Below are 12,185 nucleotides of genomic sequence, written 5' to 3' on the forward strand. Positions count from 1 at the left end.
CCTGCGCCCGCGGCAAGGAAGATGCAAACGGCGTCAGACGTCCAGATTGGCGACGTTCAGCGCGTTTTCCTGAATGAAGTCACGGCGCGGTTCGACCACGTCGCCCATCAGCCGGGTCAGGATCTCGTCCGTGACGTCGGCGTCCTCGATCTTCACCTGCAGCAGCGAGCGGTTGTTCGGATCGAGCGTGGTTTCCCAGAGCTGCTCGGCGTTCATTTCGCCAAGGCCCTTGTACCGCTGGATCGAAAGGCCCTTGCGCCCACCGGCGAACACCGCCTCGACCAGCTGCGACGGGCGGGTGATATCGCCCTCGCGCGCTTCGGGGCGCGGCGCGGACAGCAAGGCTTCCTCGGCTTCGCCTTCGCCCGCCTGCGGGGCTTCGTCCGCTTCCGGCTCGGCCACGGCGGTCAGGCGCACCAGCCGCGCGTTGTGGGTGTAGACTTCGGCATTTTCGGCCGCGAGCCGTGCCAGCTTGCGTGCCTCGGCGCTGGTCAGGAAGCCGGGTTCGATCATGTGATGGTCGGTCACGCCGCGCCACAGGCGCTGCACGTGATAGCCGCCTTCCTCGCTGAGATCGGCCGACCACTTCGCTTCCGGATCGCCGCGGTCGAGCCATTCGGCCACGCGGACAAGCGCTGCCTTGCGGCCCGCCGTGTCCAGATCGGGCTCGAGCGCGCCGGCCAGCGCCAGCGCCTCGATGATGCTGGTGTTGTAGCGCCGCGGCACGAAGGCCATCAGGTTCTTCATCCGCAAAGCGTGCTCGACCAGATCCGCCAGATCCTGCCCGCTGCGCCCGCCACCGGTGGTTTCCAGCATCCGCCCGGCCAGCCCGGCCTCGACCAGGTAGCGGTCGAGCGCGGCGTTGTCCTTCAGGTAGACCTCGCTGCGGCCCTTCGCCACCTTGTACAACGGCGGCTGGGCGATGAAGAGATGGCCCTGCTTGATGATCTCGGGCAGCTGGCGGTGGAAGAAGGTCAGCAGCAGCGTGCGGATGTGGGCGCCGTCGACGTCGGCGTCGGTCATGATGACGATCTTGTGGTAGCGCAGCTTGCCGATGTTGAATTCATCGCGGATGCCGGTGCCCATCGCCTGGATCAGCGTGCCCACTTCCTTCGAGCTGATGATCCGGTCGAAGCGCGCGCGCTCCACGTTCAGGATCTTGCCCTTCAGCGGCAGGATCGCCTGATAGTGCCGGTCACGGCCCTGCTTGGCAGAACCGCCTGCCGAATCGCCCTCGACCAGGAACAGTTCGCACTTGCTGGGATCGCGTTCCTGGCAATCGGCCAGCTTGCCCGGCAGGCTGGCGATGTCCATCACACCCTTGCGGCGCGTCAGTTCGCGGGCGCGCTTCGCAGCTTCGCGCGCGGCGGCCGCGTCGATCACCTTCTGGATGACCATCTTGGCGTTGGCGGGATTTTCCTCCAGCCATTCGCTCATCTTGTCGGCCATCAGGCTTTCAAGCGGCTGGCGCACTTCGGAAGAGACCAGCTTGTCCTTGGTCTGCGACGAGAACTTGGGATCGGGCAGCTTGACCGAGACGATCGCGGTCAGTCCTTCGCGCATGTCCTCGCCGGTGAGCGAGACCTTTTCCTTCTTCAGCATCCCCGATCGTTCGGCATAGCCGTTCAGCGTGCGCGTCAGCGCTGCGCGGAACGCGGCAAGGTGCGTGCCGCCGTCGCGCTGGGGGATGTTGTTGGTGAAGGTGAGGACGTTCTCGTAATAGCTGTCGTTCCATTCGAGCGACACGTCGATGCCGATGCCATCGCGCTCGGCCGAAATGGCGATCGGCTCGGGCATCAGGGCCTGCTTGTTGCGGTCGAGGTACTTCACGAAGGCGGCGATCCCGCCCTCGTAATAGAGATCGTGCTCCTTCACGTCCTCGGACCGCTTGTCGCGCAGCAGGATGCGCACGCCCGAATTGAGGAACGCGAGTTCGCGGTAGCGATGCTCGAGCTTGTCGAAATCGAAATCGGTGACGTTCTTGAACGTGTCCGTGCTGGCAAGGAACGTCACGCGCGTGCCCTTCTTGCCTTCGGGCGCGGGCCCGCGCACCACGAGCGGCGCCACGGCATCGCCGTGCGCGAACTTCATCCAGTGCTCTTCCCCGTCGCGCCAGATGGTCAATTCCAGCCATTCCGACAGCGCGTTGACGACCGAAACGCCCACGCCATGGAGCCCACCCGAAACCTTGTAGGCGTTGTCGTCGCTGGTGTTCTCGAACTTACCGCCGGCGTGGAGCTGGGTCATGATGACCTCGGCCGCCGAAACGCCTTCCTCGGCATGGATGCCGGTGGGGATGCCGCGGCCATTGTCCTCGACCGAGACCGAGCCATCGGGATTGAGTTCGATCAGCACCAGGTCGCAATGCCCGGCCAGCGCCTCGTCGATGGCGTTGTCGGACACTTCGAACACCATGTGGTGCAGGCCCGAACCATCGTCGGTATCGCCAATGTACATGCCGGGGCGCTTGCGGACGGCGTCGAGGCCTTTCAGCACCTTGATGGAATCGGCGCCATAGGCGTTGGTGTTCGGGCTATTTTCGGATGCACTTGCCATGGATCGCACATAGGCATTCGGGGGGGAAAACCCAAGCGAATCCGGGCTGTTTTACACAGGGCCGGGGCGGCCGCGCCGACAGCGCGCGCCGTCTTGGCGATCGGCCGCAAAACAGCCCCTTTCCGCCGCACGCAAAAGGTGCTGCAACGTCACCATCGCAACCAGTTCGATGGGGGAAAGCCTTGATCCGCAGAATGATTTCCGGCCTGCTGAGCGCCAGCACGCTGGCACTCGCCATGACCTCAGCCGCCCCGGTGGCCGCCGCTCCGCAGCCTGCCGCCGACGCTGGAGAGGCCGCTTTCCGCGCGACCTACAAGGAACTGGTCGAAACCAACACCACGCTGTCGTCGGGCAGTTGCACGCTCGCGTCCGAGCGCATGGCCGCGCGGCTCAAGGCCGCGGGCTTCGCCGACAGCCAGCTGACACTGTATGCCACGCCCGAGCATCCCAAGGACGGCGGCCTCGTCGCCGTGCTGCCCGGCACGGCGAAGGCGACCAAGCCGATCCTGCTGCTCGCCCACGTCGACGTGGTCGAAGCCAAGCGCGAGGACTGGGAGCGCGATCCCTTCACCCTGATCGAGGAGAACGGATACTTCTACGCGCGCGGTTCCGCCGACGACAAGTCGATGGCGGCGGTGTGGGTCGACACGCTGGCGCGGTTCAAGAAGGAGGGCTTCAAGCCCAAGCGCACGATCAAGCTCGCGCTCACCTGCGGCGAGGAAACGACGTATGCCTTCAACGGCGCGGAGTGGCTGGCCCAGAACAAGCGTGACCTGATCGACGCCGAGTTCGCGCTGAACGAGGGCGGCGGCGGCCGCACCGACGGCAAGGGCGTGGTCGATGGCGGCAAGGTCGTGGTCGAGACGATCCAGGTGGGCGAAAAGGCGGTGCAGAACTACCGCCTCGAAACCCGCAACCCCGGCGGACACAGCTCGGTCCCGGTGCGCGACAACGCGATCTATGAACTGTCCGACGCGCTGGTGAAACTGCGCGACTACGATTTCCCGGTCGAACTGTCGGAAACGACCAAGGCCTTCTTCGCCAAGGCGGGCGCGGCGCGCGGTGGTGATCTGGGCGCGGCGATGCAGGCGATTTCCGCCAACCCGCAGGACAAGACGGCAGAAGCCCTGCTCAACAAGGACCGGACGTTCCATTCGATGCTGCGCACCACCTGCGTTGCCACGTTGCTCGACGGCGGCCATGCCAACAATGCGCTGCCGCAGCGCGCAGGGGCCAACGTCAACTGCCGCATCTTCCCCGGCCATTCGAGCGAAGACATCCGCACCGCGCTGGAATCGGTCGTGGCCGACAAGGGCGTGACCGTCACCGCCGTGCCGCCGCTGCGCCCCATCGCCAAGAGCCCGCCGCTCGATCCCAAGGTGATCGCGCCGATGGAAAAGCTGGCCGCGCAGTATTTCCCCGGCGTGCCGGTGGTGCCCTCGATGTCGACCGGGGCGACCGACGGCATCTTCCTCGCCGCAGTGGGCATCCCGACCTACGGCGTGCCCGGCGGCTGGGGCAATCCGGACGGCAACGGCGTCCACGGCCTCAACGAGCGGATCGAGGTCAAGGCGCTGATGACGATGCGCGCCTACCTCTATGATCTGGTCAAGGCCTACACCCGCTGAGACCCTGCCCCGCGCTGTCCACGCCTCCCGCAACGGAGGCTGTGGACAGCGTGGGTGCCGGCTGGCGCTTTACCCTTGACGGCAGACCGGGCAGCGTGTTCCTTCTCTTCATGCGTCATGAAGCGGTCATGCGTGGTGCCCATTCCTCCCCTTGCGGGAGGATCGGTGCTTCCGCGCAGAAAGGCCGGACCGGAGCATGCTTCATAAGGCGCTGATCGATCGGGCGGCGGAAGCCAGGCCCCATAGCGGCGACGCCGCCGCGACGCTGTTTTCGGGCCGCGGAACCCGCCATGTTTCAGATTGCCCCGCGCTCGTCCTCAACGCGGACTACACCCCGCTCAGCTACTATCCCCTCAGCCTGTGGCCGTGGCAGACCGCGATCAAGGCGGTGTTCCTCGAACGGGTGGACATCATCTCCACTTACGAGCGCGAGGTGCACAGCCCTTCGCTGGACATGAAGATCCCTTCGGTGATCGCGCTGCGGCAATATGTGCGGCCCAGCGAGTTTCCCGCTTTCACCCGCTTCAACCTGTTCCTGCGCGACAAGTTCGTCTGCCAGTATTGCGGCAGCCCGGAGCAGCTGACCTTCGACCATGTCGTGCCGCGCCGCCTGGGCGGACGCACCACCTGGGAAAACGTCTCTGCCGCCTGCGCCCCGTGCAACTTGCGCAAGGGTGGCCGCACGCCCGAGCAGGCGCACATGCGGCTGATGGAACAACCGATCCGCCCCACCACCTGGCAGCTTCAGGAACGCGGCCGGGCCTTCCCGCCGGGCCACCTGCACGAAAGCTGGCGCGACTGGCTCTACTGGGACGTCGAACTGGAAAGTTGACCGGCTCGTCGCGCTCAGCGGCGCGAGAGCGCTTCTTCGCTTTCCTGCATCAGCTGGGCGATGATGTCCGCCACAGGCTCTTCCTTCGTCACCATGCCGACCGACTGGCCCGCCATGACCGATCCGCGCTCGACATCGCCATCGATCACCGAGCGGCGCAGCGCACCGGCCCAGAAGTGCTCGATCTGGAGCTGGGCCTGGCCCATGTCGACCGCGCCTTCGTCGAGCAGCTTGGCGACTTCGACCTGCTTGGCGGTGAACTCCTCGGTGCCCTTGTTCTTCAGCGCGCGCACCGGGATCACCGGCAGGCGCGGATCGACCTGCACGCTGGCGATCGCGTCGCGGGCATTGGCGCGGAAGAACGCCTGCTTGAACGCCGGGTGAGCGATCGATTCGCTGGCGCAGGCGAAACGCGTGCCGAGCTGGACGCCGCACGCTCCCATCTCCAGATAGCCGGCCATCGCCTCGCCCCGGCCGATGCCGCCGGCCACGAACACGATGTGGTCCTGCGCCAGCGCCGGCAGGAATTCCTGCGCCAGCACCGAGGTGGAAACCGGGCCGATGTGACCGCCCGCTTCGCTGCCTTCGATCACCAGGGCATCGGCGCCCGAACGGAACAGCTTCTTCGCCAGCGCGATGGTGGGCGCGAAAACGATCACCTTGGCGCCGAACGCCTTGATCGCCTCCACACTGCCCTTGGGCGGAATGCCGCCCGCCAGCACGACGTGGCCGACGTTGTGCTTCGCGCAGACCGCGATCAGGTCGAACAGGGCCGGGTGCATGGTGATTAGGTTCACGCCAAACGGCTTGTCCGTCAGCGCCTTGGTCCCGGTGATTTCGGCGTCGAGCAGTTCGGGGGTCATCGCCCCGCAGGCGATCACGCCAAAGCCGCCCGCGTTGCTGATCGCGGCGACGAGATTGCGCTCCGAAACCCAGCTCATCGCGCCACACAGGATCGCGTATTCGGTGCCGAGGAAAGCGGCGCCGCGGGCCATCAGGGCCGAAGTCTTGGGATACGAGGTCATCGGCGCAAATCCGTCCATTCTTGTCGAGCGAGGGCCATTAGGGCCGCATCGTGGCAGCGGCAAGGCAATGCGCGAGCGATAAATCGCCAAATACGATGTTGATGAGCGATTTATCCCATTTTGCCGATCAATAAATAGCCGGTAAATCGATTTCAACGATCAAAGCGAAGGGTGAAGCAGATGAGCCAAGCAGACAATCCCGCCGGCACGTGCCCCTACACCGGCGCGGCCGGCCGCCTGACAACCGCGTTCGGCGCCCCCGTGGTCGACAATGCCAATTCGATGACCGCCGGCCCGCGCGGCCCGCTGCTGATGCAGGACGTCTGGCTGCTGGAAAAGCTGGCCAACCTCAACCGCGAGGTGATCCCCGAACGGCGGATGCACGCCAAGGGTTCGGGCGCATTCGGCACCTTTACCGTCACGAATGACATCAGCCGCTACACCCGCGCGAAGTTCCTCGGCGAAGTCGGCAAGCAGACCGAACTGTTCGCGCGCTTCACCACCGTGGCGGGCGAGCGCGGCGCGGCCGACGCCGAGCGTGACATCCGCGGCTTCGCGCTCAAGTTCTATACCGAGGAAGGCAACTGGGACATGGTGGGCAACAACACCCCCGTGTTCTTCGTCCGCGATCCGCGCAAGTTCGCCGACCTGAACAAGGCGGTGAAGCGCGATCCGCGCACCAACCTGCGCTCGGCCAGCCACAACTGGGATTTCTGGACCCTGCTGCCCGAAGCCTTCCACCAGGTCACCATCGTGATGAGCGAGCGCGGCCTTCCGAAGTCCTACCGCAACATGCACGGCTTCGGCAGCCACACCTACAGCTTCATCAATGCCGCCGATGAACGCTTCTGGGTGAAGTTCCACTTCATCAGCCAGCAGGGGATCGAGAACCTGTCGGATGCGGCAGCGGCCGAACTGGTCGGGCAGGACCGCGAGAGCCACCAGCGCGACCTCTACGACGCGATCGAGCGCGGCGATTTCCCGAAGTGGAAGATGTTCGTGCAGATCATGCCCGAGGCAGAGGCGGAGACCTACCGCTTCCACCCGTTCGACCTGACCAAGGTCTGGTACAAGGCAGACTACCCCCTGATCGAGGTTGGCGAGTTCGCGCTGAACCGCAATCCGGAGAACTTTTTCGCCGACGTGGAACAGAGCGCCTTCGCGCCCTCGAACGTGGTGCCCGGCATCGGCTTCTCGCCCGACAAGATGCTCCAGGCGCGGCTTTTCGCCTATTCGGACGCGCAGCGGTATCGGCTTGGGGTCAATCATCACCAGATCCCGGTCAACGCCGCGCGCTGTCCGGTGCATTCGAACCACCGCGACGGAACGATGCGCGTGGACGGAAATTATGGGGGCCGGCTGCACTATGCGCCCAATTCGTTCGACGCATGGCAGGCCCAGCCTGAATACCGCGAGCCGCCGCTGAAGATCCGCGGCGACGCCGATTTCTGGGATTTCCGCGAGGATGATGACGACTATTTCACGCAGCCGCGCAAGCTGTTCCAGCAGATGAGCGAGGCTGAGCAGCAGTCCCTGTTCGGCAACACCGCGCGGGCGATGGGCGATGCCCCCGCCTTCATCAAGCAGCGCCACATCGACAACTGCACCCGCTGCGATCCCGCCTATGGCGCCGGCGTCGCGCGCGCACTGGGAATGTCGGTCAGCGCCGACCTCGCCCCCAAGCCCGAACTGGCCGACTGAAACCACCGCCAGACGGGTCGCCCCCGCCTCCGGCCGTTCCCCTCGGCCGGAGGCGGGGTTTTCCATCACACCCTGCGCCGTCCGCCTTGCCTGCCCGCTCCCGAACCGATAGCCGGGAGGAGCAATCGTGCAGGGGGATCGCCGTGCGCCGCCATGACTATGCCGCGCTCGACGGATTGCGCGGACTTGCCGCTTTCGCCGTCTTGCTGTTTCACAGCTGCGGCACGATCGAGGTCGGCGTAGGGCCGCCGATGACCTTCCTCGCGGTCGACTTCTTCTTCTGCCTGAGCGGCTTCGTGCTCGCGCATGCCTATGGCGAGCGACTGGCGACGGGCGCGCTGTCGCATGCCGCGTTCCTGAAGCTGCGCGTGCAGCGGCTGCATCCGATCATCGTGCTGGGTGTGCTGCTGGGGCTGGCGGCAGAGCTTGCCATCGGCCGCATCTCCCCGGGCGAGGCGTGGGCCAATGTTCCCGCCACCGTCCTGCTCATCCCGCTCGGCTTTGCCTTTCGGCAGGCAGCCTATCCGCTCGACAACCCGTTGTGGTCGCTCGCGTTCGAATTCTCGGGCGGCGTCCTGCTGGGCCTGCTGGCGCGGGCACATACGGCGGTGTGGATCGCGCTGGCCGCACTGGGCGCATGCGGCATTGCCATGCTCATCGCCATGGGCGCCGGATTCGACGGGCTCGGCTTTTCCAGCCCGAAAATGTTCATCGGCGGCTTTGCCCGGCTGCTGCTGCCCTTCGCCAGCGGCGTCGCACTCTACCGGCTGCAAGCTGCTCGGCCCGCGACGATCTCTGCCGCCTGGTCATTTGCCGGACTGGGCCTGCTGCTGTTTGTCTATGATTTCGAAGGCATGGTCGGCACGCTCGTGGCGGTTGCCATCCTGATACCGGGCATCGTCGCGCTGGGCGCAAACGCCCGGCCCGGTCGCTTCGATGGGGTGATGCGCAGCGCAGGCAGACTGTCCTACCCGCTCTATGCGCTGCACCTGCCCATCGTGGATACCATTGCCACGTTCACAGCCGGCAGTGCTCCCGGATCAGCCTCGCGATGGATGCTGCTCGGGCTTGCCCTCGGCCTTTCCGTCATCGTGGCGGTGCTGGCCGAACGCTGGTGGGAACGGCCGGGCCGCGCGTGGCTGGCCCGGCGGCTTCCCGCCTGATTTCTCAGGCCCGAAACGTCAGGCCGCGTCGAGACCGTAGGCGGTGTGCAGCACGCGCACCGCGAGTTCGACTTCGTCCGCGTCGATCAGCACCGACACCTTGATCTCGCTGGTCGAGATTGCCTGGATGTTGATCCCGCGATCGGCGAGGCTCTTGAACATCGTGCTGGCGACGCCGGCATGACTGCGCATTCCCACGCCCACGACCGAGACCTTGGCGACCTTGCTGTCGGCGATCAGGCGGTAATAGCCGATCTGGTCCTTGCGCTCTTCCAGAAGCGCCTGCGTGCGCGCGAGGTCCGCCTGCGGGCAGGTGAACGTGACATCGGTCTCGCCCTTGTCCTTGGCGATGTTCTGGATGATCATGTCGACGTTGATGTTGGCTTCGGCCAGCGGCTCGAAGATCGAGGCAACCGCACCGGGACGGTCCGCGATGCGCGTCAGGGTGATCTTCGCCTCGTTCTTGTCGGCGGCGATGCCGGTGATCAGCTGGCGTTCCATTTCCAATCCTTCGAGTTCCTCGTCGGAAACGATCATCGTGCCGGGGATCGTGTCCGCCGCGGGGGCGTCATCGTCAATGAAAGAAGAAAGCACCTGCACCCGCACGCGCTCCTTCATGGCGAGGCTTACGGAGCGGGTCTGGAGGACCTTCGAGCCGACCGAGGCCAGTTCGAGCATTTCCTCATACGTGACGTTCTTGAGCTTGCGCGCCTTGGCCACGATGCGCGGGTCGGTGGTGTAGACCCCATCGACATCGGTGTAGATATCGCACCGATCTGCCTTGATCGCGGCTGCCACTGCCACGGCCGAGGTATCCGAACCGCCACGGCCCAGCGTGGTCACGCGGTTGCCTGCGGTCAGGCCCTGGAAGCCGGGGATCACCGCAACCTCGCCCGCGCCCATGCTGGCCAGAAGCTCATCCGAATCGATCGTCTCGATGCGCGCCTTGGAATGCGCGTCGTCGGTCCGCACCGGCAGCTGCCAGCCGAGCCACGAGCGGGCCTTGCAGCCCAGCGCCTGGAGATGCATCGCGAGCAGGCCCGCAGTGATCTGCTCACCCGCGGCCACCACCACGTCGTATTCGGCGGGGTCGTAAAGCGCGCTGGCTTCGCGGCAGAAGTTCACGAGCCGGTCGGTCTCGCCAGCCATGGCCGAAACCACCACTGCCACTTCATGCCCCGCGGCCTGCTGACGCTGCACGATCCGCGCGACGCGGCGGATGCGCTCGGTGCCGGCCATCGAGGTGCCGCCGAATTTCATCACGATCCGGGCCACATCATGCTCCCAAGGTCAGGCAAGAATCTTTCGCGCGCGCCCAGTGGACCGTGCGAGAGCGGCGCTTTAGGGATGGGTCATGCGCAATGCAACCACGATCCGTCCCGAAGAGGCCTCGCACTTTGGCAAGCTTGCCGCCGATTGGTGGGACCCGAAAGGCTCCTCGGCCATGCTCCATCGGCTCAACCCGGTGCGCCTCGGCTTCCTGCGCGAACAGGTGGACGCGCATTTCGCCGTCGATCCCAGATCGCTGAAGCCGCTGGCCGGCCGGCGTGCGCTCGATGTCGGCTGCGGCGCCGGGCTGCTGGCCGAACCGCTGGCGCGCATGGGCGCGGCAGTGACGGCGGTTGACGCGGCCGAGGAGAACATCGCCGCCGCGCGCGCGCACGCTGCCGGCAGCGGCCTTGCCATCGATTATCGCCACGGAGAAATCGGCGCACTGGGTCTGTCAGGCTTCGACCTTGTCACCAGCATGGAAGTGATCGAGCACGTGGCCGACAAGCCCGCGTTCCTCGCCGCGCTGGCGGGGGCGCTGTCGGACGACGGCCTGATGGTGCTGTCCACGCCCAACCGCACCCCCGCATCGAAAGTGCTGCTGGTCGAAGGCGCCGAAGGCATGGGCATGGTCCCCAAGGGCACGCATCACTGGGAGGATTTCGTCACCCCGGTCGAACTGCACGACCTGCTGGCCGCCGCCGGGTTGAAGATGGGCAATCCGATGGGCATTTCGTGGTCGCCGGGCAAGGGACTGCACCTGTCCGACAATCTCGCGCTCAACTATATCGTCACCGCACAGAAGGGCTGAACCGATGGCCGAACGTTTCGAACGCCACAAGCAGCCCTGGACCACCGACGAGGTTCAGAAGCTGCACACGCTGGCGAAGAAGGGCATGGCGCTGAAAGCCATCGCCAAGGCACTGACCCGCAGCGAGGAATCGGTGAAAGTCCGCGCCAAGGCGGATTCGCTGTCGATCGCCAAACTGCGCTGAAGCCAATCAGTCGGCCGAGGGCAGGAACTTTTCGACCAGTTCGCGCGCCAGCCGCGCCGGGCGCAGCGTGGCCGCATCAAGGCAGCACCAGCTGGACTTTACTTCGGCCAGCACATCCTCGCCGCGCTTGATCACGGTTTCGTAGAATGCGCGCGCGCCCTGCACCTTTTCCAGGATGACGTGCGCAATCGGCGCGTCTTCCAGGAAGGTGGGCCGGCGATAGGTGATCTCATGCTTGAGCGCGACCCACAGGTGCTGCGCCACGGCTTCCGCCGGGGCGAGCGCGCGCCAGTGGTCGATCACGGCTTCCTGCACCCATTTGAGGTAGGAGGCATTGTTGACATGCCCCATGAAGTCGATGTCCGAGGGATCGATGGTGATCGCGAAGGCGTGGGGAATCGTATTGCTCACAGGGATGTAAGCTAGCACATTTTTGCGCTGCACAAAACCTTTCCGCGCCTGACCCTTCGTGCTCATCACGGCAATTGACCGCGATCAAGGGCCTCTTCCCGGCGCGCGTGATATACGGCATCTGAAATGCCGGAAAATACCGGGAACCAGAGGACTGCCGATGGCAAGATCGCGCGATGCCCTGCTGCTGGAGGCAGGGCTGGAACGGGCCGCCGAACAACTGGGCGACATTACCCCTCAGGCCATGGCCCTGCTGGAAAGCCGCCACCCCGGTGCGGCCGCGCAGTTTGCCGCGCTGGCCGCCGACGGTCGCGCCGAGGCGCTGACCGGCATGATGGTCGAGCAGACGCTCTACTGCATCATGCAATGGCTTGAATCCCGCAGCGAGATCGAGATCATCCTGTGGGGCAGCGTGCCCCACCATGCCGAAACGCTGGGCATCGACCCGATCCTGTTCGCCGGGCTGTTCGCCGCGACGTGCGATGTCATTACCGCCGCGATGACCGATGCCGATGAACTGGCGCTGTGGGCAAGGTTGAAGACCGATCTCGTCGGGCTGACGGAACGCGTGGCAGAAACGATCCGCGCGCCGGTTTGAACCCGGC

The 12,185-nt window shown here is 65.5% G+C and carries 11 protein-coding genes; 7 read left to right on the forward strand and 4 right to left on the reverse strand.

Annotated features, from left to right (window positions below):
* Positions 1-33: 33 nt before the first annotated feature.
* Positions 34-2,556, reverse strand: coding sequence for a DNA topoisomerase (ATP-hydrolyzing) subunit B (gyrB, locus tag OLX02_RS10660; protein WP_264422662.1), 2,523 nt, complete (start codon positions 2,554-2,556; stop codon positions 34-36).
* Between the two features lie 194 nt (positions 2,557-2,750).
* Between gyrB and OLX02_RS10665 the strand changes: the two genes are divergently transcribed.
* Together OLX02_RS10665 and OLX02_RS10670 are read left to right on the forward strand one after the other, a co-directional pair.
* Positions 2,751-4,184: a M20/M25/M40 family metallo-hydrolase gene (locus OLX02_RS10665; protein WP_413630188.1), complete on the forward strand. Its 1,434-nt coding sequence runs from the start codon at positions 2,751-2,753 to the stop codon at positions 4,182-4,184.
* A gap of 196 nt (positions 4,185-4,380) precedes the next feature.
* Positions 4,381-5,016, forward strand: a complete 636-nt coding sequence (locus OLX02_RS10670; RefSeq protein WP_264422665.1) for an HNH endonuclease — start codon at positions 4,381-4,383, stop codon at positions 5,014-5,016.
* Between the two features lie 14 nt (positions 5,017-5,030).
* Here the strand turns inward: OLX02_RS10670 and OLX02_RS10675 are convergent, their stop codons facing one another.
* Positions 5,031-6,041: an NAD(P)H-dependent flavin oxidoreductase gene (locus tag OLX02_RS10675; protein ID WP_264422667.1), complete on the reverse strand. Its 1,011-nt coding sequence runs from the start codon at positions 6,039-6,041 to the stop codon at positions 5,031-5,033.
* Positions 6,042-6,221: 180 nt separating this feature from the next.
* Here OLX02_RS10675 and OLX02_RS10680 point away from each other — a divergent pair, with 180 nt between their 5' ends.
* Together OLX02_RS10680 and OLX02_RS10685 are read left to right on the forward strand one after the other, a co-directional pair.
* Entirely contained in the window at positions 6,222-7,742 is a 1,521-nt protein-coding gene (locus OLX02_RS10680) for a catalase (RefSeq protein WP_264422669.1), read from the forward strand.
* A 143-nt stretch (positions 7,743-7,885) separates the two neighbouring features.
* The gene (locus OLX02_RS10685; RefSeq protein WP_264422671.1) at positions 7,886-8,905 is read left to right on the forward strand and encodes an acyltransferase family protein; all 1,020 of its coding nucleotides are present in this window, start codon (positions 7,886-7,888) and stop codon (positions 8,903-8,905) included.
* A gap of 18 nt (positions 8,906-8,923) precedes the next feature.
* Here OLX02_RS10685 and OLX02_RS10690 read toward each other — a convergent pair whose 3' ends face one another.
* Complete coding sequence (locus OLX02_RS10690; RefSeq protein ID WP_413630179.1) at positions 8,924-10,180, reverse strand: aspartate kinase; 1,257 nt, start codon at positions 10,178-10,180, stop codon at positions 8,924-8,926.
* Positions 10,181-10,259: 79 nt separating this feature from the next.
* Between OLX02_RS10690 and ubiG the strand changes: the two genes are divergently transcribed.
* Both ubiG and OLX02_RS10700 read left to right on the forward strand, forming a co-directional pair.
* Complete coding sequence (gene ubiG, locus OLX02_RS10695) at positions 10,260-10,985, forward strand: bifunctional 2-polyprenyl-6-hydroxyphenol methylase/3-demethylubiquinol 3-O-methyltransferase UbiG (RefSeq protein WP_264422673.1); 726 nt, start codon at positions 10,260-10,262, stop codon at positions 10,983-10,985.
* Positions 10,986-10,989: 4 nt separating this feature from the next.
* Positions 10,990-11,169, forward strand: coding sequence for a hypothetical protein (locus OLX02_RS10700; RefSeq protein WP_264422674.1), 180 nt, complete (start codon positions 10,990-10,992; stop codon positions 11,167-11,169).
* A 6-nt stretch (positions 11,170-11,175) separates the two neighbouring features.
* Here OLX02_RS10700 and OLX02_RS10705 read toward each other — a convergent pair whose 3' ends face one another.
* Positions 11,176-11,580: an acyl-CoA thioesterase gene (locus OLX02_RS10705; protein WP_264422675.1), complete on the reverse strand. Its 405-nt coding sequence runs from the start codon at positions 11,578-11,580 to the stop codon at positions 11,176-11,178.
* A 160-nt stretch (positions 11,581-11,740) separates the two neighbouring features.
* Here OLX02_RS10705 and OLX02_RS10710 point away from each other — a divergent pair, with 160 nt between their 5' ends.
* Complete coding sequence (locus OLX02_RS10710; RefSeq protein ID WP_264422676.1) at positions 11,741-12,178, forward strand: hypothetical protein; 438 nt, start codon at positions 11,741-11,743, stop codon at positions 12,176-12,178.
* The last annotated feature ends 7 nt before the right edge of the window (positions 12,179-12,185 follow it).

Origin of the sequence: Novosphingobium sp. KCTC 2891, assembly GCF_025938155.1 — a bacterium.
Classification (GTDB): domain Bacteria; phylum Pseudomonadota; class Alphaproteobacteria; order Sphingomonadales; family Sphingomonadaceae; genus Novosphingobium.

Excerpts from the sequence above, each read along its gene's own strand:
- gyrB (WP_264422662.1), bottom strand. The coding sequence starts at position 2,556 with ATGGCAAGTGCATCCGAAAATAGCCCGAACACCAACGCCTATGGCGCC.
- OLX02_RS10665 (WP_413630188.1), top strand. The coding sequence starts at position 2,751 with ATGATTTCCGGCCTGCTGAGCGCCAGCACGCTGGCACTCGCCATGACC.
- OLX02_RS10670 (WP_264422665.1), top strand. The coding sequence starts at position 4,381 with ATGCTTCATAAGGCGCTGATCGATCGGGCGGCGGAAGCCAGGCCCCAT.
- OLX02_RS10675 (WP_264422667.1), bottom strand. The coding sequence starts at position 6,041 with ATGACCTCGTATCCCAAGACTTCGGCCCTGATGGCCCGCGGCGCCGCT.
- OLX02_RS10680 (WP_264422669.1), top strand. The coding sequence starts at position 6,222 with ATGAGCCAAGCAGACAATCCCGCCGGCACGTGCCCCTACACCGGCGCG.
- ubiG (WP_264422673.1), top strand. The coding sequence starts at position 10,260 with ATGCGCAATGCAACCACGATCCGTCCCGAAGAGGCCTCGCACTTTGGC.
- OLX02_RS10700 (WP_264422674.1), top strand. The coding sequence starts at position 10,990 with ATGGCCGAACGTTTCGAACGCCACAAGCAGCCCTGGACCACCGACGAG.
- OLX02_RS10710 (WP_264422676.1), top strand. The coding sequence starts at position 11,741 with ATGGCAAGATCGCGCGATGCCCTGCTGCTGGAGGCAGGGCTGGAACGG.